The sequence below is a fragment of the Oecophyllibacter saccharovorans genome, from assembly GCF_006542375.1.
GTDB classification, from domain to species: domain Bacteria; phylum Pseudomonadota; class Alphaproteobacteria; order Acetobacterales; family Acetobacteraceae; genus Oecophyllibacter; species Oecophyllibacter saccharovorans.
This window is the reverse complement of record NZ_CP038143.1, coordinates 1,642,845-1,661,250: the sequence shown is the minus strand read 5'-3', so window position 1 is coordinate 1,661,250 and position 18,406 is coordinate 1,642,845. Positions and strand designations below refer to the sequence as shown.

General features: G+C 65.1%; 21 protein-coding genes. 1 reads left to right on the top strand and 20 read right to left on the bottom strand.

What is annotated here, in order from left to right:
* Positions 1-152: 152 nt before the first annotated feature.
* From yidD to rpmH, 3 genes are all read right to left on the bottom strand, one after another.
* Positions 153-380, bottom strand: a complete 228-nt coding sequence (gene yidD, locus E3E11_RS07195; protein WP_141451793.1) for a membrane protein insertion efficiency factor YidD — start codon at positions 378-380, stop codon at positions 153-155.
* A gap of 2 nt (positions 381-382) precedes the next feature.
* Complete coding sequence (gene rnpA / locus E3E11_RS07190; protein ID WP_141451792.1) at positions 383-784, bottom strand: ribonuclease P protein component; 402 nt, start codon at positions 782-784, stop codon at positions 383-385.
* Positions 785-897: 113 nt separating this feature from the next.
* Positions 898-1,032 carry a 50S ribosomal protein L34 gene (gene rpmH / locus E3E11_RS07185; protein WP_141451791.1) on the bottom strand — a complete coding sequence of 45 codons (135 nt, stop codon included), beginning with the start codon at positions 1,030-1,032 and terminating at the stop codon, positions 898-900.
* Between the two features lie 200 nt (positions 1,033-1,232).
* On the opposite strand from rpmH, the gene E3E11_RS07180 reads away from it, so the two are divergent.
* Entirely contained in the window at positions 1,233-1,424 is a 192-nt protein-coding gene (locus E3E11_RS07180; protein WP_141451790.1) for a hypothetical protein, read from the top strand.
* A gap of 21 nt (positions 1,425-1,445) precedes the next feature.
* Here the strand turns inward: E3E11_RS07180 and gloA are convergent, their stop codons facing one another.
* The 17 genes from gloA to acpS all read right to left on the bottom strand — a co-directional run bounded on the left by gloA (position 1,446) and on the right by acpS (position 18,388).
* Positions 1,446-1,862: a lactoylglutathione lyase gene (gene gloA, locus E3E11_RS07175; protein ID WP_141451789.1), complete on the bottom strand. Its 417-nt coding sequence runs from the start codon at positions 1,860-1,862 to the stop codon at positions 1,446-1,448.
* 45 nt (positions 1,863-1,907) lie between these two features.
* Positions 1,908-2,792 carry an LpxI family protein gene (locus E3E11_RS07170; RefSeq protein WP_141452229.1) on the bottom strand — a complete coding sequence of 295 codons (885 nt, stop codon included), beginning with the start codon at positions 2,790-2,792 and terminating at the stop codon, positions 1,908-1,910.
* Positions 2,793-2,825: 33 nt separating this feature from the next.
* The gene (gene lpxA, locus E3E11_RS07165; RefSeq protein ID WP_231118886.1) at positions 2,826-3,716 is read right to left on the bottom strand and encodes an acyl-ACP--UDP-N-acetylglucosamine O-acyltransferase; all 891 of its coding nucleotides are present in this window, start codon (positions 3,714-3,716) and stop codon (positions 2,826-2,828) included.
* A 12-nt stretch (positions 3,717-3,728) separates the two neighbouring features.
* Positions 3,729-4,139: a 3-hydroxyacyl-ACP dehydratase FabZ gene (gene fabZ / locus E3E11_RS07160; RefSeq protein ID WP_231119049.1), complete on the bottom strand. Its 411-nt coding sequence runs from the start codon at positions 4,137-4,139 to the stop codon at positions 3,729-3,731.
* Positions 4,140-4,345: 206 nt separating this feature from the next.
* Positions 4,346-5,425 carry a UDP-3-O-(3-hydroxymyristoyl)glucosamine N-acyltransferase gene (lpxD, locus tag E3E11_RS07155; protein ID WP_141451787.1) on the bottom strand — a complete coding sequence of 360 codons (1,080 nt, stop codon included), beginning with the start codon at positions 5,423-5,425 and terminating at the stop codon, positions 4,346-4,348.
* A 109-nt stretch (positions 5,426-5,534) separates the two neighbouring features.
* The gene (locus E3E11_RS07150) at positions 5,535-6,452 is read right to left on the bottom strand and encodes an OmpH/Skp family outer membrane protein (protein WP_231118885.1); all 918 of its coding nucleotides are present in this window, start codon (positions 6,450-6,452) and stop codon (positions 5,535-5,537) included.
* 218 nt (positions 6,453-6,670) lie between these two features.
* Entirely contained in the window at positions 6,671-9,244 is a 2,574-nt protein-coding gene (gene bamA / locus E3E11_RS07145) for an outer membrane protein assembly factor BamA (protein WP_231118884.1), read from the bottom strand.
* A 114-nt stretch (positions 9,245-9,358) separates the two neighbouring features.
* The gene (gene rseP / locus E3E11_RS07140) at positions 9,359-10,477 is read right to left on the bottom strand and encodes an RIP metalloprotease RseP (RefSeq protein WP_141451786.1); all 1,119 of its coding nucleotides are present in this window, start codon (positions 10,475-10,477) and stop codon (positions 9,359-9,361) included.
* Between the two features lies 1 nt (position 10,478).
* Positions 10,479-11,663 (bottom strand): 1-deoxy-D-xylulose-5-phosphate reductoisomerase, encoded by a 1,185-nt coding sequence (gene dxr, locus E3E11_RS07135; RefSeq protein ID WP_141451785.1) that lies wholly within the window; start codon positions 11,661-11,663, stop codon positions 10,479-10,481.
* A gap of 90 nt (positions 11,664-11,753) precedes the next feature.
* Positions 11,754-12,548 (bottom strand): phosphatidate cytidylyltransferase, encoded by a 795-nt coding sequence (locus tag E3E11_RS07130; protein ID WP_141451784.1) that lies wholly within the window; start codon positions 12,546-12,548, stop codon positions 11,754-11,756.
* A gap of 75 nt (positions 12,549-12,623) precedes the next feature.
* Positions 12,624-13,298 (bottom strand): polyprenyl diphosphate synthase, encoded by a 675-nt coding sequence (uppS, locus tag E3E11_RS07125; protein ID WP_141452222.1) that lies wholly within the window; start codon positions 13,296-13,298, stop codon positions 12,624-12,626.
* 108 nt (positions 13,299-13,406) lie between these two features.
* Entirely contained in the window at positions 13,407-13,973 is a 567-nt protein-coding gene (frr, locus tag E3E11_RS07120; RefSeq protein ID WP_141451783.1) for a ribosome recycling factor, read from the bottom strand.
* Positions 13,974-14,149: 176 nt separating this feature from the next.
* On the bottom strand, positions 14,150-14,932 hold the full coding sequence (gene pyrH, locus E3E11_RS07115; protein ID WP_141451782.1) for a UMP kinase: 783 nt from the start codon (positions 14,930-14,932) through the stop codon (positions 14,150-14,152).
* Positions 14,933-15,079: 147 nt separating this feature from the next.
* Positions 15,080-16,018, bottom strand: coding sequence for a GTPase Era (era, locus tag E3E11_RS07110; RefSeq protein WP_231118883.1), 939 nt, complete (start codon positions 16,016-16,018; stop codon positions 15,080-15,082).
* Positions 16,019-16,064: 46 nt separating this feature from the next.
* Positions 16,065-16,901, bottom strand: coding sequence for a ribonuclease III (gene rnc / locus E3E11_RS07105; protein WP_141451780.1), 837 nt, complete (start codon positions 16,899-16,901; stop codon positions 16,065-16,067).
* 26 nt (positions 16,902-16,927) lie between these two features.
* Positions 16,928-17,764 carry a signal peptidase I gene (lepB, locus tag E3E11_RS07100; RefSeq protein WP_141452220.1) on the bottom strand — a complete coding sequence of 279 codons (837 nt, stop codon included), beginning with the start codon at positions 17,762-17,764 and terminating at the stop codon, positions 16,928-16,930.
* A gap of 180 nt (positions 17,765-17,944) precedes the next feature.
* Positions 17,945-18,388, bottom strand: a complete 444-nt coding sequence (acpS, locus tag E3E11_RS07095; protein ID WP_141451779.1) for a holo-ACP synthase — start codon at positions 18,386-18,388, stop codon at positions 17,945-17,947.
* Positions 18,389-18,406 lie beyond the last annotated feature (18 nt).

Below are 18,406 nucleotides of genomic sequence, written 5' to 3'. Positions count from 1 at the left end.
GGAGGCCGCTCTTTCAGAAAGATTGGAGGAAGACATCCGCAAACCCGCTCAGGGCCCCCGGCAGGGAGGCGGACAGAAGTCCCCCATCACTGAACGAAAACGCGCCGCAAAACAAGCAGAACCTGCAGGCGCGCCCCTTCAGGGCGCCAGACTCAGGGCGGAAGGTCCACCCCGCCTTCATGAAAGGGATGGCAGCGCGACAGGCGCCTGAGGGTAAGCCAGCCTCCGCGCAGAACGCCATGACGCCCCACCACCTCGCGCGCATAGGCGCTGCAGCTGGGGTGAAACCGGCAGTTGCGGCCAAGGTAAGGGCTGAGCGCAAGCTGGTAGAGCCGCAGCAGCGCTGACAGGCAGTGGGCGGGAAGCTGCCGGAGCCTCACGCTCAGCCACCCGTATTGCCCGCTCCCCCCTTGGGAGAAGGGGCAGCTTTCTCAAGCCCTGCGACAGCCTGACGCACATCCTGCTTCAGCGCTTCAAAAGCGCGATGGCGGGTCGAGGCACGGCCGATGAGCACCAGCTGGCCTGGCGGCAATGATGGTTTTAAGGGGGAGGTCTCTTTCCGTTCGCACGCCACCAGCCGCATGGCTTCGCGCAGGCGGCGGCGCGTGCGGTTGCGCACGACGGAATTGCCGACTTTCTTGGTGACGGTAAAGCCGACCCTGAAGGCGTCCGCCTCAGCGGCGGGCTGCGCCTGAGCCACGAGACCCGGAAAGACGTTCTTTTTGCCCTGGCGCGCAACTTTGAGGAACTGGGCGCGTTTTTTGAGACGGGGTGGAAAAACCATTCTGCCTGCCCCTCCATCTCGGAATGCGCCTTCAAAACGCGCCGGAAATCATGCCTGATACGACAGAGCTCCCCTTTCAGGCGGAAAGGAGAGCTCCATGGTCACGCGGAACTTCAGGCTGACAGGCGCTTGCGGCCTTTGGCGCGACGGTTGGCCAGCACGCGGCGCCCACCCACAGTGGCCGAACGCGAACGGAAGCCATGACGGCGCTTGCGAACCAGGCGGGAGGGTTGATACGTGCGCTTCATGATTTCAATCCTTCAAACAAAAACAGACACGCCGGGCGAAAGCGCGTATAAACTTCCTGGCAATTTCAGCCGGCTGTCCCCACATCCTGCGGCAGGGGCCTGGTTCCGAAAACCTTTGTGGTCGTGCTTTTAAGCAGGCCGCGCTTTCCTGTCAACTGAGGACGCACCCCGTCCCGTCAACCGCAACTCCGGAGGCAGGCATGCCCGGCAATGATCCTTTCGCCCCCCTCCGCCATGACCTGCGCAACACGCTCACCCCGGCACTTTTCTGTGCCGACCTGCTGCAGAACCATACTGATCCGGAAGTCCGCCAGGCGGCAGGCACGATTCTCAGCGCGCTGGAACGCACCCTCGAACGCCTGGCCGCCACGAAAGAACAGCGGCCTTCCTGAAGTCTTCCCGGAAGGCGGATCTCAGAACTTGAATTCCTTTTCCGTTCCGTCAGGCCTTTCGATCAGCTCGACCTTGTAGCCGTCGGGATCAGCCAGGAAGGCGATGATGGTCTTGCCGAACTTGACCGGCCCTGCCTCGCGCGTCACCTTGCCGCCCCCTTCACGCACCTTCTCCACCACAGCGGAGACATTGGGCACCCCCAGTGCGAAATGGCCGAAACCATTGCCGATATCATAAGGGGTCTTCTGGTCCCAGTTATAGGTCAGCTCGATCTCGGCCTGACCCTGGGCGTTGTCGGCGTAACCGATATAGACCAGCGTGTAGCGCCCTTCCCGCACTTCGCAGCGCCGGATCTCGTGCATGCCGAGCAGGCGGTAGAAGGCCAGGCTGCGGTCAAGGTCGAACACCCGGATCATCGTATGCAGATATGTGCTCATTTTCTTCTCCCATGTGAAACAGGATATCGCGGCAGATCGGAAGGCTCAGGGTGAAAAGTCAAATCCGGCCAGCGCCCCATCGCTTTCCAGCCCGCAGGCGAACAGGCCCAGCTGATCGGCAATCATGCGGCAGGCGGGGGGATCAATTATAAGGGTATGGCCTGCCGCATAAGCAATCCCCCGCAACCCTGCCCGGGCTGCCTGCTGAAGGGTTACGGGGCCGATGGCAGGCATGTCGGCGCGCAGCTCCTGGCCTTTTTTGGGCAGTTTCAGCAGGATTCCCCCAGGGCCCGGCTGGAGGAGACCCTGCGCGCGCGCCAGCATGGCATCCGTGCCCTCAAGGGCTTCCAGCGCCACAACCTGCCCGCCCTGCACCACGCAGGCCTGCCCCATGTCCAGCCGTGACGTCACCTCCAGCACCTCGACGGCACGGCCGATGTCCTGCCAGGCCTGCGCGTCTGGACTGTGCTGGCCCAGCGCGCCGGCAGGGGCCACTTCACGGCCCAGAAACTCATGCGCACCCCGCACCCGGAACCCTTCCTCCTCCAGCAGGCCCACGATGGCGGCCAGCAGTTTGTTGTCGCCGCCCAGCATGGCCTTGCCCAGCCGCGCCAGCAGGCGCGCGCCCATGGCATCAGGCCTGAGCTCACGCCAGGCAGGCCGGCGCACGGGGCCCAGCAGCACCAGCTCCGTGCAGCCATGGGCGCGCAGGGCTTCAAGAATGCTGCCGGCAGCACCCAGCCGAAACAGGGCATGGGGATAGGGCTGCAGCAGCTCAGGGGCGGCAAAGCCTTCAAAGCCGATGATAAAGACTTCCCGCCCCGCTGCCTGCAGGGTTGCCGCCAGCCGGGCCGGCAAGGGGCCGCCGCCTGCAAGAATGCCGATTCTGCCAGGATTTCTCCCCTCTGCAGGGCCTGTCGTCCTGTCCATATCCAAGATCCAAGCTTTCTCCAGCGTGCCGCTTCAGGAAGCCGGCGGCTCTTCGCCAAACGCATTGGCGGCATCGACCGGGAAGACGTGGTCGGGCAGGTCACGCCCCGCCGAAGGGGTCAGACCGCGCCGGCTGGGGGCCTCCATGAAGGCCAGCATTTCTGCCACGCGGTGCAGATGGCCGTAGCGCTTGCGCACCAGGCGCAGGCGCTCGCCCAGCACCTGCCCGTCTTCCGCCCCCCTGGGATAAAGCAGGCGGAAGGCGCGCCGCATGTCCTGGACCTCGCGCCCATCCGCGCCCGAGCGCTTGAGCCCGACCCAGTTCAGCCCGACCAGGCGCGCCCGGTTGCCCAGAACGCTGCCATAGGGAATGACATCCCGCTCCACGCCGCACACACCGCCCACGACAGCGCCCGTGCCGATCCGCACGAACTGGTGCACGGCGGCAGCGCCCATGATGCGCGCCATCGGACCGATGGTCACATGACCGCCCATCACGACATTATTGACGATGATCACCCCGTCCCCCACCGTGCAGTCATGGGCGACATGGGCATTGGCCATGATCAGGCAGTCCCTGCCCACGCGGGTCAGACCGTGGCCCTGGGCGGTGCCGCGGTGCACGGTCACCCCTTCACGCAGGACGGTGCCTGCGCCGATGACGCATTCCGTCGGCTCGCCGGCATATTTGAGGTCCTGGGGCGGCAGGCCGATCGTGGAAAAGGGATAGACCTCAACGCCTTCCTCAAGACGGGTCCTGCCCTCCACCACCACCGAAGCGTGGAGGCGCACATTGTCTTGCAGCACCACCTCCGGCCCCACCAGGCACCACGGGCCGATCTTCACACCTCTGCCCAGACGCGCCTGCGGGGAAACGATGGCAGCGGGGTGGATCTCCGCCTCCACTGAAGTGTGTGCCGGCACGTCCCGCATCAATCAGCCCATGATCATGGCGCTGAAAGTCGCTTCTGCCACTGCCACGCCATCCACCTTGGCCACGCCCTTGAAGCGCCAGACATTCGCCCGCGCCCGCTCCTTCTGCACATGGATGCGCAGCTGGTCGCCCGGCACCACGGGGCGGCGGAACTTGGCGCCTTCGATCGTCATGAAATAAACGAGCTTGCCCTCGAAGGCCGGCCCCAGCGTCAGCACCACCAGGGTGGCGGCCGTCTGGGCCATGGCCTCGATGATCAGGACGCCCGGCATGACCGGACGGCCCGGGAAATGGCCGGGAAAGAAGGGCTCGTTGACGGTGACGTTCTTGATCCCGACAGCGGATTCCCCGGCCTCGATCTTCTCAACCCTGTCGATCAGCAGAAAGGGATAGCGGTGCGGGATGGCCTGCATGATCTGCAGGACATCCACGTTTTCTGGAACCTCGTGTGTCTGATCAGCCGGTGCATCCACGTGCTTTACCCTTCCTACCCTGCCTGCCCCTACCTGGTGCGTCCAAAGAACAGTTCCCCTTTCGCGGCTGGTGGGGGTTCTGTCAAGGATGTCTTACTACCAAACCCCCCTCAGACACCAACGGGCCCGGCCGACCGGCAAGCCCTTCACTCCCCCTTCTCCCCCTTGTTGCGCGACAACCTGCGCAGCGTGGCGACATTGCGGAAGAACTCGCGGAAGGGCATGGCCGGGCTGCCGATGACATCAGCGCCCGCCTCGATGTCGGACATCACGCCGCATTGCGCGCCGATACGCGCTTTCTCGCCGATATGGATATGGCCGATCAGCCCGGCCTGGGCAGCTACCGTCACGAAATCCTCAAGCTCGGTCGAGCCTGCGATGCCTGCCTGCGACACCACCACGCAGCAGCGGCCCAGGCGGGTGTTATGGCCGATCTGCACCAGGTTATCGATGCGCGTGCCCGCCCCGATCACCGTATCGCGCATGGAGCCACGGTCGATGGTGGAATTCGCCCCGATTTCCACGTCATCCTCCAGCAGGACGCGTCCGAGCTGCGGCACGCTCTCGAACCCTTCAGGCCCCTGGGCGAAGCCGAAGCCGTCCTGGCCCACCCGCGCGCCGGGATAAAGCACCACGCGCGCGCCCAGCAGGGCATGGGAAAGACTGACATGGCTGCCGATGCGGCAATGCGGCCCCATGACGACATGCGGCCCGATCGCGGCATGTGAAGCGATGATCGAGCCTGCCCCGATGCGCGCCCCCTCCCCGATCACGACCAGGGGGCCGATCTCCACCCCTTCCCCCAGCTCGACATCCGCGCCGATCACCGCTGTGGGGTGGATACCTGGCCGCGAAGACGGGCCCGGGTGGAAAAGCCGGGCGACGCGCGACCAGGCGAGATAGGGAGACCTACATACCAGGGGCGTGCAATGGGGAGGCACCTGGTCTGCAAAGGCAGGCCCCAGGATGACGGCACCTGCCTGGGTGCGGGCCAGGAGCGGCAGGTAGCGCCGGTTGTCGAGAAAGCTCACTTCCTGCGCGGTCGCTGTCTGCAGGGGCGCCACCCCGCGCAGCTCACAGGCGCGTTTTTCCGGCGCCAGCCCCTCAGGCAGGGCCGCGCCGACAACTTCAGCGATCCGGGTGAGCGGAAAAGGGCCGCGACGGCTGAAAAAACGCGTATCTGCCGGTCGTTCCCCGCCCGGTGCGGGGCCAGTGGAACTTCTCATCATCCTCTCCCTCATCCCCTCTCACCGCATGCCGCTTTCACCCGTCAGCTGGAGGGGGACCCTTCACTGCCGGAAGCCCGGCTGTGGAACGGGCGGGCTTCCAGTGGGATTATTTTTTGGCAGGCGCAGCGGCAGGGGCAGGATGGGCGGCTTCCTGGGGCTGGGAAGCCTGGCGCATCAGGCGTTCCTCGTCAGCGGTTGTCGGCATCTTGCCGGACTTGGCCAGCACTTCGGAGTCCACGCCGTCATCAGGGATGAAGACATGCGGCAGGGCTTCATTGAGACGCTTGGCCACTTCCACCGTGATGTCCTGGCCGTCCACATGCAGGACCACCTGCTCGGCATGGAAGACCAGGTTCATGCTGTGGGCCGCCGCCACGCGCGCGATCACGCCGTCGCGCTGCTCGAGCGTGCGCTCCAGCTGGTGGAAGGCCACCTGATAGGCTTCCTGGATGATGCGGGCCTTGTTGCCGAATTCCCGCTGGTCACGCGCCCGGCGCTCCTGCAGGTGGCGCTCGCGCAGCTGGATCTGGTCGGCAGTCAGGCTGCGGGCCTGCATCTGCAGCTTCTGCTGCTCAGCCCGCCAGGAGGCTTCTTCCTTCTGCACCTCGTGGGCCAACTTATCACGGCGCTCGCCCAGCACCTGCTGGATCTCCTGCGCTGCAGTGGAAAGCTGCATCACGCCCTGCACGCTGATCAGCCCGATGATGGCTGTGGGCGGCGGCGCTTCCTTGGGAATGGGCGGGATGGCCGGCACGGGCGGCAGCGGCAGCACGGGGGGCGCTGAGGGCTGCTGCGGTGCGTCTGACGGCGCAGGACGGCCCACCGGCATGACTGGGCGGGCAGCGTGATGATGCGCAGCCGGCGGGGCGGCCGCAGGGGCCTGCTGCGCTTTGGGCACGAACCAGCCCGCAGCCTGCGCCCCCTGGAGGCCGAGAACAGGCAGGCCGGCGAAAGCGGTGAAAGCCAGCAGGCGGAAAGTACGGGCAGTGCGCCGGGTAAGGGAAAGTGGTGAAGGCGTCATCATGTCAGACCTTTCTGCAGTAACCTGCTGGCAGCCTTTCCCCCTTCGGCAGAAGGACCAGCATCAAAAACGATTTTCAGCACAGTTCAACGTCGGGCGGGAAAATGCACCCTGATTGCGGCAGGAAATTGCCGGGCGGCGATGAAAATCAAGGGATCCCGATTTCCTGTAGTCGTCCGCCCCGGCCCGGTGCCCCGTGACGGGGGCACCGGGGAGCGGGCTCAGAACTGCTGGCCGAAGCCGAAGCGGATCGGGTAGACGCGGTCGCCGCGGTATTTGTGGATGGGCACCGCACCATCGATGTTCACGCGGCCGAAGGGGCTGTTCCAGGAAATGCCCAGACCACCCGAGACGCGCGGGATGAGGGTATCGCCGCTGATCGGGGTATAGGTGGCCGCGCCGAGGCCCGGCACCTGCGGCGTGCCCTTGCGGTCATAGCGGTGGCGCACACGGATACCGGCCAGCGAGCCGGAATCGATGAAGCCGCGCCCGGAGATGCCCAGGGCCTCGCCCATCGGCAGCGGGAAATCCAGCTGCCAGGAAGCGGTATACATGAACTTGCCGCCCAGGAAGTCATCCTGGCCTGCCCACGGACACCAGCCGCCTGCCCCATATGGGCCGCTGCTGGTGCCGGGACCATGGCAGCGGAAGTGACTTGAGCGCGGCCCGACGCCGCCCTGCAGGAAGCCGCGCAGGTTCTGGCCGCCCAGGTAGAAGTTGTCGATGATGTTGCGGTCGCCGCTGTGGCTCCAGTCGCCCATATAGCCGATGCCGCCGCGCATCTCGATGGTCCAGGCATGGTTGCCGGTGATGCTGTCAAGCGGGATGTAGCCCACGCCGTTGAACTTGACGCGGGCATATTTTTCATTGCCGCCCAGACCGGCGAAGTCACCCCCCAGGTTCAGCATGAAGCCCGAATGCGGCATGACGCGGTTGTCACGCCGGTCATAGGTGAAGTTCGTGCTGATCTGAGACAGCAGCGACCAGCCGGCATCCTGCAGAACGTAGATGGAAGGCGTGTCGTAGTTGTTGCCCGCGTAATGGCCCGGGAAGGCGTTGCCGACCTGACGGTCGACCAGGGTGTAGGTCCAGGACTGCGAGAGATAGCGGTTGAAGGAATAGCCGGCGCGCAGCGAGAAGCCGTACTGGCCCTCCTTATACTTCTGGTAGGTCTGGTAATCGTTCTGGACGAAGTAGATATCCGCCCCGGCAACGAAGTTGCGCCCCAGGAAGTAGGGATCGGTCACCGAGATGTCGGCCTGCTGCTCGTAATACGCCACCGTTCCCGAGAAGCCGGCATCCACGCCCGTGCCCAGCAGGTTGTGCTGCTTGAGGCCCAGATTGCCCATGATGCCGACGTCCGTGGAGTAACCGCCGCCCAGGGAGAACTCGCCGGTCGGCTTCTCGACCACATTGGCGCTGACATTGACCTTGTCAGGCGCCGAGCCCTGGGTCTCGTCCACGCTCACGTTCTTGAAGAAGCCCATGTCCTGGAGGGCCATCTTGGTATATTTGCGGTCGGCCGGGGTATAGGCGTCCCCCTCGCCCATCGGCATGTTGCGGCGGATAACATCGCCGCGCGTGATGGTGTTGCCGTTGATGTCGATCCGCTCGACATAGACACGCGGGCCCTCGACGATGTCGAAGAGCAGGTCGACCAGTTTCTTTTCAGGGTTACGGGCGATGTCGGTGCGCACCTGCGCGAAGGGATGACCGTTATCCTGCAGCCAGTCCTGCATGTCGGTCGCGTTGTCCTGGATGGCCGTGCCGTCGTAGTACTGGCCCTTATAGACCTCCAGATGCGACTTCATGCCCTTGGGCGTGACATTGGGGACGTTGGAGCGGATGGAAACCTTGTCCAGCCGGTAGCGCGGCCCTTCATGCACGGTATAGGTGATGTAGAAGGTCTTGTGATCCTCCGACAGCTCGCCGGTCGCGTCCACCATATGGAAGTCCACGAAGCCGTTATGGAGGTAGAAGCGGCGCAGCAGCTCCTGATCGTAACGGACCCGCTCGGGATTGTATTCGTCAGACGAGGAGAAGAAGCGGTACCAGGCGGATTCCTTGGACGAGATCACCGCTGCCAGGTCACCCTGGCTGAAATGCTTGTTGCCGACGAAGACGATCTTCTCGATCAGGGTCTGGGGGGATTCGTTGATCTTGAAAACCACGTCCACGCGGTTGTGGCCCAGGCGGATGATCTGCGGGGTGACGGTGGTGCCGAAGCGGGACTTGGACGCGTAGAGGTTGAGGATCTTCTGGCGGTCGGCAGCCACGGTCTGGGCCGAGAAGACGGCGCGCGCCCGCAGCGCCATCTCCTTGAGCATGTCATTGTCCTTGAGGCCGTGATTGCCCTCGAAGATGATGCGGTTGACGATCGGGTTCTCGCGCACCTGCACGATCAGGGTGCCGCCTTCACGCTTCATGGTGACGTCACTGAACAGGCCGGTGGCGTAAAGAGTCTTGAGCGAGCGGTTGATGCCGTCCCGGCTGAAGGGATCGCCCGGCTGCACCACCATGTAGGAAAGGACAGTGGGCGTCTCGATGCGGCTGTTGCCCTGAACGGCGATGGACTGGATGATCCCGCCGGCAGCGACCTTCTGGCTCGAGGCATCAGCCGCACGCGCGTGCTGCTGGGCCAGCTGCTGGGCGGCAGCGCTGTCGTCGCGGCTGTGGCGGCGCACCGGGCCGGCAGCCTCCGCATCGCTCAGAAAACCAGGCACCAGGCAGGCCGAGGCCAGCAGGGCCAGCCTGATGGCACGGGGCCGGAATGCCTTGAAGCGTAATCCTGACAAAACCACTCTTCCTCGTTCAGAGTCGCGCACCACGCCTGCGCTGTGCAGGCGAAATAATGGAAAGCGCACCTGCAGGCAAGAATAACCCCGGGCAGGCGCCCTCTTCAGGGTCTCTCAACCTTTGTGCCCGGTCAGCCAACTGAATGCGCCCAACCGGCTCAGGTCGTTATAATTGGAAAACAGGAAGAGTGCCAGCACAAGCACCAACCCTGCCTGGAAGGCGTAACCCTGCGCCCTCTGTGAAATCGGACGGCCCCGCACGCCCTCTATTGTGTAGAAAAGCAGGTGGCCGCCATCGAGCATCGGCACGGGAAACAGGTTCAGCAGCCCGAGATTGGCCGACAGCATGGCAATAAAGAACAGTAATGCCGCAAGTCCATAATGCGCAGCCTGGCCCGACATATTGATAATGCCGATCGTGCCGGAAAGTTGATCGGGGTTGCGCTGTCCTGTCAGCATTTGCCACAGCGTCTGCACAACCTGGCAGGTCATGTGCCATGTCTCTTCAATACCTGCAGGGATCGCCTTCCAGAAAGGCATAGGTTTGGCCCGAACCACGGCAAAACCTATTCCCAGCCGCCCCGTGGCATGTGCCTTCCCTGCAACACCCTTTTCCTCAACGCTCTGCAGGGTCACCGGAACGTCCAGGTCATGGCCGTCGCGCGCGATGCCGAGCACGACATGCGCGCCCGGATGGGCAGCGATTGCGGCCTGGAAGTCCGGCACGCTCAGAATCCGGCGCCCGTCGATCGACAGAAGGTGGTCGCCCTTCTGCAGCCCGGCCTGGGCCGCCGCACTCTGGGGGGCGACCATGGCAATGTCGGGCTTGATCTCGGGGCGGCCGTAAAGGCTGTAGAGCAGGATAAACAGCAGGATGGCGAACAGGAAATTGAAGGCAGGCCCCATCACCGTGACCAGCACCCGCGTCAGCAGCGGCTGGTTCTGGTACGAGGTCGGGTCCGCAGCGTCGCGCGCCGCTTCATCGGGCGGGGGCGGATTTTCCTCCACGCCGGCGCCGTGCAGCTTCACGTAGCCGCCCAGCGGCAGCAGGCTCAGCTGCCAGCGCGTCCCGTAGCGGTCAGGCCAGGCGCACAGGGCGGGGCCGAAGCCGATGGAGAACACGTCCACCGGCACGCCGCGCCAGCGGGCAGCCATGAAGTGGCCGAACTCATGCACGAAGACGACCACCCCGAAAACCAGCAGGCCGATGATCACATTGGAGAGAGCGTGCACTTCAGTTCCCCTGCGGCTGACGGTTGATCCAGGCCTCGGCCAGCTCGCGCCCGACGCGGTCCCAGTGGAAGATATCCTCCAGCGTTTGGGGCTCGGGATTGGCGTCCATGGCGTCCAGCGCCGCCTCTATGGTCTCGCCGATGCCCAGGAAACGGATGCGCCCTGCCAGGAAGGCGGCCACCGCCACTTCATTGGCCGCTGAAAAGACCGTCGGCGCCACGCCCCCTGCCCGCAGCACCTGGCGCGCCAGGCGCAGGGGGATGAAACGCTCTTCATCGGCCGCCTCGAAATCCAGCTGGCCCAGCTCGGCCAGGTTCAGCCGCGCGCAGCCCGTCGTCATCCGCTCAGGCCAGGCCAGGGTGTGGGAGATGGGAATGCGCATGTCAGCGCTACCCAGCTGGGCGACGAAGCTTCCGTCCCTGAAATTCACCATACCGTGCACGACCGATTGCGGATGCACTAGGACGTCGATCTGCTCTTCAGGCAGCCCGAACAGGCGCGCAGCCTCAATGATCTCAAGACCCTTATTGGCCATGGAGGCCGAATCAATGGTGATCTTGGCCCCCATGGACCAGGTGGGATGGCGCAGCGCCTTCTCGGGCGTCGCTTCGGCCATCTCCTGCAGGCTTGCACGTCGGAACGGGCCGCCTGAAGCGGTGAGGATGATCTTCTCGACCTCTGACATCGGCGCGCCGCCCAGCGACTGGGCGATGGCATTGTGCTCGGAATCCACCGGCAGCAGCTTGGCCCCGGCCTCGCGCACGATCTTCAGCATGAGATTGCCCGCGCAGACCAGCGCCTCCTTGTTGGCGAGCGCCACCGCATGACCGTTGCGCGCGGCCGCCAGGGTGGGCTCGAGCCCGGCTGCCCCGGTGATGGCGGCCATGGTCCAGTCCGCTTCCAGCGCGCCGGCCTCGATCACGGCCTGCCGACCGACCGCCACTTCCGTGCCGGTGTCCGCAAGCAGGGTCTTGAGCTCCTCGTAACCGTTTTCATCGTCAAGCACGGCCAGCTCGGCTTCAAGCAGGCGCGCCTGCTCGGCCAGAAGCCGCGCGTTCTTCCCGCCCACCAGGGCGCGGACGCTGATCCGGTCTTTCATCCCCTTCAGCAGATCGACCGTCGAGGTGCCGATGCTGCCTGTGCTGCCCAGCACGCTGATCCGCCGCCTGGCGTGTTTACCGCTCATTTCCTGTCTACCCCTACTCTCTGCAGCCTCTGGGACCGCCTGCCTTCTTTCCTGGTTGTGTTCACCTGAATTTCTCTCACTGCCCCACCTTTACTGCCAGAAGGGCCGGCCATGGCGCAGCAGCAGGATGCACGCGGCCACGGGTGCTGCCGCCAGAATGCCGTCAAACCTGTCGAGCACGCCGCCATGCCCTGGAATGAGCGTGCCTGAATCCTTGACCCCCAGGCGGCGCTTGAACCCGCTTTCGGCAAGGTCGCCCAGCTGGGCAGCCACCGCCAGCACGAAGGCCCAGCCTGCCGCCTGCAGCGACCAGGCGCCCGACGCCGCGCGCGCCACCAGGGCACCCATGACCATCGCTCCCAGCAGGCCGCCCAGCGAGCCCGATACCGTCTTGCCCGGCGAAATGGCCGGCGCCAGCTTGGGGCCGCCCACGACCCTGCCGGTCAGATAGGCGCAGCTGTCACTGGCCACCACCACGGCGATGGTGAACAGGACGGTCCAGAAACCCTCCGGTGCTGCGCGCAGCAGCAGGAGCGAGACGCCCGCGACCACGGAGATCAGGATCGGCCAGCCTGTCAGATTGCCGAACATGAAGGCGACCCCCACAAGCACGGCAACGCACAGCCAGGAATGCTGCAGGGCAACCAGGGCTGCGCAGACGGGCCACAGGAGAAACAGGGCCCCGCGCCAGCTGCGCATGTCCTGGCCCAGCAGGGTTTCGGCCTCCCACACCATGGCCGCCATGATGGCCATGACCATGAGGTCATAGACCCACCCGCCCCGCCATAGGCAGAAAAATGCCAGGGGGATCAGGACAAGGCTGGAGAGAACCCGCTTCTGCAGGTCGCCCCAGCGCGCAGTGGAGGCCGGGCTGCTGTCACTCATTTTCTGGCACTCATGTTCTGGCGCTCATATTATTGTTATCGCTGTTGCTGCCGGCCCTGTCGTTCACTGCGGCGCTCACTGCGGGCGCCCTCCGAAACGGCGCTGGCGCATGGCGTAGCAGGAAACGACGCGCGAAAAATCCCTTTCGCTGAAATCCGGCCACAGCACGTCGAGAAAAACCAGCTCCGCATAAGCGGACTGCCAGAGCAGGAAATTGGACAGGCGGTGCTCACCGCTCGTGCGGACCACCACGTCAGGGTCGGGAATGCCGCTCGTCTGCAGGGAAGAAGCCAGGTGTTCTTCCGTGATGCTGTCGGGCGGCAGCAGGCCGTCTGCGGCCTTGCGGGCCAGTGCGCGGGCTGCGCGCGCGATCTCGGCGCGCCCGCCATAGGAAAGGGCGAGCGAGAGGGTGAGTTTCGTGTTGGCTGACGTGCGCGCTTCGGCCATTTGCAGCTCCTGGCACAGGGTGGAACCGAAGCGCTCGGGCTCGCCGATGATGTGCAGCCGCACCCCGAGCGAATGCAGCTCTTCAAGCTTGTGGCGCAGGTAGAACTGCAGCAGGGAGGTCAGGTTGCCGATCTCCTCTTCCGAGCGCCGCCAGTTTTCCGACGAAAAGGCGTAAAGCGTCAGATAAGGCACCTGCGCGTCGATGGCTGCGCGCACGCAGCGCTGCACGGCTTCCCCCCCTTCATGGTGTCCCTGGGCGATGGGCAGGCCGCGCGCCCGCGCCCAGCGTCCGTTGCCGTCCATGATAATGGCGACGTGACGCGGCACTCCCCCGTTCTCTGGCGGGTCCTCATCGAAAAACGATGCATCCTGCGGGACGTCCTGGCGGGCGGAAAAAGGCACTTCGACCCATCAGACCTGCTTGATATCGCGCTCTTTGTCAGCGAGCAGCTTGTCGACCGTCTCGATATAGCCATCGGTCAGCTTCTGAATAGAGTCCGTCCAGCTCTTGAGGTCGTCCTGGCTGATCTCGTTCTTCTTCTCGAAGCCCTTGGCCTTGTCCATCCCGTCACGACGCACGCCGCGCACGGCAATGCGCGCCCCCTCAGTATAACGGGCGGCAGCCTTGGCTAACTCGTTGCGCCGCTCTTCCGTCAGCTGGGGGAGCGGCACGCGGATGGTCTGGCCCTCGGTTGCGGGATTGAGGCCCAGGCCGCTGTTGCGGATGGCCTTCTCCACCGGGCCCACCAGGCTCTGGTCCCAGACCGAGACGGTCAGCATCCGCGCTTCGGGCACCGCAACCGAGCCGACCTGCGACAGAGGCACCACCGAGCCATAGGCCTCGACGCGCACGGGCTCCAGCAGGTTGGGGCTCGCCCGGCCGGAACGCAGCCCGGAAAAGTCACGCCGCAGGCTCTCAAGAGCGCCTTCCATGCGGCGTTTCAGGTCTTCCAGCAGTTCTGTCAGCTCAGCGCTCATTGATGGTTCCTCTCCTGATGGGAGCCCTTAAGGGAGCGGGGCGTCCCGGTTGAATGTCGCGGCATGGTCACAGCAGATAGCCTGCAAGCCTGACCCCGCTTGCGGCGACTGACGCAGATTGCCGCAACGCCGCCGCTTTCAAAAGCCGCAAGGCTTAACGCCGCATCATGGAAGAATCATGACGCCGCGGGTTTGGTCGGGGCCGCTTTTTCCACAATTCTCGTAAACTTGCCATCGCCTTTGAGCACCTCGGAAAAGGCGTGGGGCGAATGCATGTTGAAAACAATGATGGGGAGGTCGTTCTCGCGTGCCAGGCTGATCGCCGCCGCATCCATGACCTTGAGATCGCGCGCCAGGACGTCGGTGTAGGTCAGCTCGTCATAACGGCGTGCATCGGGATTGCGGCGCGGGTCCGAGTCATACACTCCATCCACCTGCGTGCCCTTGAAGAGCGCGTCGCATTCCATCTCATTGGCCCGCAGGGCGGCGGCCGTGTCGGTGGTGAAGAAGGGATTGCCCGTGCCGGCGGCAAAGATAACCACCCGCCCCTTCTCCATGTGGCGCACGGCGCGGCGGCGGATATAGGGCTCGGCGATGGCCGCCATCTGAATGGCCGTCATCACCCGGGTCTCCACGCCCTGCTGCTCCAGCGCGTTCTGCAGCATCAGGGCGTTGATGACGGTGGCCAGCATGCCGGCGTAATCGCCCTGGGCGCGGTCCATCCCCTTGGCTGCACCGGCCAGGCCGCGGTAGATGTTGCCGCCGCCCACCACCAGGCACACCTCCACCCCGCTTGCAGCGACTGCCGCAATATCGGCGGCCACTTTCGTGACCATGTCAGGCGAGATCCCTGCCTGCCCGTCGCCCATCAGGGCTTCTCCCGAAACCTTGAGCAGAACGCGCTTGTAGGGCAGAGGTCCCGCTTTGGCAGGCGCAGAGTCAGGGGCAGGCGTGCTCATGAGTGGCTTCTTTCCGAGTGAGGGCGCGGGGCGGTGAAAGAGCGGCGAGTCCTGGCAGGCAACCGGGGGCGGCCGGGCAGAAGACGCCTTCTCTTGAGGTCGCCTCCCTCTTAAAGGGCCGCCAGGCCTGCGACAACCCTCCGCCGCTCAGGCCGGGTCGAGGCCGAGCGCGCGCAGGCGGGCGCTTTCCTCATCCCATCCGGCGCGTTCCTTGACGTTGAGGAAGAGATGGCATGGGCAGCCGAGAATGCTTTCGAGCTGCTTGCGCGCCCGCATGCCGATCTCGCGGATGCGGCTGCCCTTGTCACCGATCAGGATGGCCTTGTGGCCTGCGCGCGAGACATAGATCGTCACCTCGATGCGGACCGAGCCGTCAGGACGCTCCTTGTAGCTTTCGGTCTCCACGGTGGCCTGATAGGGGATCTCCTCATGGGTCTGCAGAAAAACCTGCTCGCGCACCAGCTCTGCGGCCAGCAGGCGGTCCGGCAGGTCGGTCAGCTCGTCTTCAGGGTAGAGATAAGGCCCTTCAGGCAGGGTCTGGGCCAGGCGGTCCATGAGGTCCTCCACCCCTTCGCCCGAAGCGGCACTGACCATGAAGACCTTCTCGATCTTCAGGATGTCGGACAGCTCGCGCGTCAGCGGCAGCAGCTGCTCGCGCGGCACCAGGTCGGTCTTGTTGAGCACCAGCCACACCTCGCGCCCGCTCTGAGCCAGGCGCTCGGCGATCTCGCGCACGTCATCGCGCAGGCCGCGCTTGGCATCCACCACGAACAGGGTCACATCGGCATCTTCCATGCCGCCCCAGGCGGTCGAAACCATCGCGCGGTCGAGCTTGCGGCGCGGTTTGAAGATCCCCGGCAGGTCCACGAAGATGATCTGCGCGTTGTCGCACATGGCGATGCCCAAGGTGCGGAAGCGGGTCGTCTGCGCCTTGGGGCTGACGATGGAAAGCTTGGCGCCGACCATCCGGTTCAGCAGGGTGGACTTGCCGGCATTGGGCGCGCCCACAAGGGCGACAAAGCCGCAGCGGGTCGGCTGGGCGGGCGCTGCAGAATCGGTAGCGGGGGCGGGAGCATGATCGGTCACGGAAAAAGCCTTCTCAAAGCCGGGCAGGAAAAACAGGAATGAAATGTCAGGATGCGGAAGAAGCCGGGCCGGTTTCGGCATCAGAACCGGAACCGGTGAGCTGGCGGAGCAGATCGGTGGCGGCAAGGCTTTCGGCAGCGCGCTTGCTGCCCGCCTCGCCCGTGCCCGTCATCCCGCATCCCCTGGCTTCCACACGGAACAGCGGGGCATGCGAGGGGCCGGTGGAGGAAAGGAGCTCATAATGCGGCAGGGGCTCGCCGCGGCCCAGCAGATATTCCTGCAGCAATGTCTTGGGTTCCTTGTGAGGCTTGCCGGCATTCTCGATCCGGCTCTCCCACAGTTCATGGATGACCTTGCGCGCCGCTTCCAGCCCCGCATCGAGGTAGAGCGCGCCCAGCACGGCCTCCATGGCGTCTGCGCGCACGCTAGCCAGCTCGCGGATGCCGGCCACTTCCTCATGACGGGCGATCTTCAGCGCTGCGGCCAGATCAAGTTCAGCGGCGATTTCAGCCAGGACCGGGCGCGAGACCAGATGGGCATGGCGTGCGCCCAGCGCCCCTTCCTGCTCATCGGGAAAACGCTGGAAAAGCCATTCCGCCATGAGCAGGCCCAGCACGCGGTCGCCCACGAATTCCAGCCGCTCATTGGACCCCGCCCCCTTGACGGCCGGCGTGCTGCGGGACCTGCCGCGCGTGTTGCCACTGGTACGCCCGCCCAGGGCTGAGCGGTGCGTCAGCGCTTCGGCCAGCAGGCCCGGCTGGCTGAAACGGTGGCCCAGACGGCGCTGCAGGGTAACAGCCGTCTGGCCGGCCGGATTGACGTGCACCTCCCGGCTCGCCTTGCGGGTGGAAGCCGGCGCGCGGCCCTCGCCTGTCTCGCTCATCTCATCGCCCTTTCCAGCCTGCTTCCTCACTGAATGAACATGAAGGTCCGGTTCCAGCGGATCTCCGCCGGCCAGTACCAGAACTGCCATCCCGGATGGGTCAGGTTGATCGAGAAGATCACCCGCCGCGCGCGACCGACCAGGTTTTCCTCCGGCACGAAGCCCAGATCCTGGTTGGAGCCGCGCAGGAAATCGTTGCCGGCGGGGGCGGCACAGCTGCCGCTCTCGCGCCCGCCCTGAAAGCGGCTGTCGGCGCTGTCATCACGGTCATCGCCCATCATGAAGAGACAGCCTGGCGGCACGATGTATTCCTGCGTGTTGTTGGCAGGGCCCACGTCGGTCATCTGCATGATTAGATGGGGCCACACGCCAGGCGGGCGCGGCAGGAACTCCCTGTAGACCGTGCCGCTCAGCAGGCGGCCGGTCTCGTCAGTGAGGGCGTAGGGGCCGACTTTCTCGCGCGGCACTTCCCGGTCATTGATGAACAGGCGGCCATGCTCAAGGCGGATATGGTCGCCCGGCAGGCCGATCGTGCGTTTGATGTAGTCCACATCCGGATTCTGGGTGTAGCGGAAGACCACCACATCTCCCCGCTCCGGCAGCCGGCCGAAGATGCGGCCTGAAAACAGCGGCAGCGAAAAAGGGAAGGAATAGCGGGAATAGCCGTAGCTGTATTTGGTGACCGCGATGAAATCGCCGATCTGCAGCGTCGGCACCATCGAGGCCGACGGAATCGTGAACGGCTCCACGATGAAGGTGCGGATGCCGACCACCACCAGCACCAAAATCAGCAGCTGGCGGAGAAAACTGCCCCAGCCTTCCTGCGCTGCCGGTTCCTCCCTGCGGGAAGCCGGGGGCGACATGGGGTCAGGAGCGCCTGCCTGGCGGGCGGGCTCAGGCGGGGCGGGCTGATCGGAATGGTCGTGCGTGGTCATGCAAGGCTTTTATCCTACTGCCCTGCCTGTGGAGAACCCTTTACTTTGAGCAGGCAGCATTTTTCTCGCCCCCACGCCCGGCAGGCAGCAGGGCGGAGAAGACCAGAGTCAGAGCGCGTGCTGCTGGATCAGCACCTGCGCCATGGCAAAGGGCCCGTCATCGCTCATGCTCAGAAACAGCTGCGCCCGGTGGCCCGGCGCGGTCAGCGCAGCCAGCACCTGCCGGGCCCCGCCGCTCAGGGCCAGTTCCGGCGCGCCAGCCGCATTGCGCCGGACCTCGATGTCGCGGAAGGCCACGCCCCTGGTAAAGCCTGTCCCCAGGGCCTTGGCGCAGGCCTCTTTGGCCGCCCAGCGCTTGGCATAGGCGCCGGTCCGGTTGCGGCCGCCAAGCCGCTCGACATAAGCGCGTTCAGCCGGCGTGAAAATGCGCGCCAGGAACCGCTCGCCATGCCGGCCGATCACCTCGCCGATCCGCGGGCAGAGGCACAGATCGAGCCCGATGCCCAGGACCCGCCCCTCTCCCGCCTGACCCTGGCTAGGAACCGTGCTCATCGACCTGGGCTCATCGAA

Coding starts and splice junctions, on each gene's coding strand:
- rnpA (WP_141451792.1), bottom strand. CDS start 784: ATGGTTTTTCCACCCCGTCTCAAAAAACGCGCCCAGTTCCTCAAAGTT.
- rpmH (WP_141451791.1), bottom strand. CDS start 1,032: ATGAAGCGCACGTATCAACCCTCCCGCCTGGTTCGCAAGCGCCGTCAT.
- E3E11_RS07180 (WP_141451790.1), top strand. CDS start 1,233: ATGCCCGGCAATGATCCTTTCGCCCCCCTCCGCCATGACCTGCGCAAC.
- gloA (WP_141451789.1), bottom strand. CDS start 1,862: ATGAGCACATATCTGCATACGATGATCCGGGTGTTCGACCTTGACCGC.
- E3E11_RS07170 (WP_141452229.1), bottom strand. CDS start 2,792: ATGGACAGGACGACAGGCCCTGCAGAGGGGAGAAATCCTGGCAGAATC.
- fabZ (WP_231119049.1), bottom strand. CDS start 4,139: ATGCAGGCCATCCCGCACCGCTATCCCTTTCTGCTGATCGACAGGGTT.
- lpxD (WP_141451787.1), bottom strand. CDS start 5,425: ATGAGAAGTTCCACTGGCCCCGCACCGGGCGGGGAACGACCGGCAGAT.
- E3E11_RS07150 (WP_231118885.1), bottom strand. CDS start 6,452: ATGATGACGCCTTCACCACTTTCCCTTACCCGGCGCACTGCCCGTACT.
- dxr (WP_141451785.1), bottom strand. CDS start 11,663: ATGAGCGGTAAACACGCCAGGCGGCGGATCAGCGTGCTGGGCAGCACA.
- E3E11_RS07130 (WP_141451784.1), bottom strand. CDS start 12,548: ATGAGTGACAGCAGCCCGGCCTCCACTGCGCGCTGGGGCGACCTGCAG.
- uppS (WP_141452222.1), bottom strand. CDS start 13,298: ATGGACGGCAACGGACGCTGGGCGCGGGCGCGCGGCCTGCCCATCGCC.
- frr (WP_141451783.1), bottom strand. CDS start 13,973: ATGAGCGCTGAGCTGACAGAACTGCTGGAAGACCTGAAACGCCGCATG.
- pyrH (WP_141451782.1), bottom strand. CDS start 14,932: ATGAGCACGCCTGCCCCTGACTCTGCGCCTGCCAAAGCGGGACCTCTG.
- rnc (WP_141451780.1), bottom strand. CDS start 16,901: ATGAGCGAGACAGGCGAGGGCCGCGCGCCGGCTTCCACCCGCAAGGCG.
- lepB (WP_141452220.1), bottom strand. CDS start 17,764: ATGTCGCCCCCGGCTTCCCGCAGGGAGGAACCGGCAGCGCAGGAAGGC.
- acpS (WP_141451779.1), bottom strand. CDS start 18,388: ATGAGCACGGTTCCTAGCCAGGGTCAGGCGGGAGAGGGGCGGGTCCTG.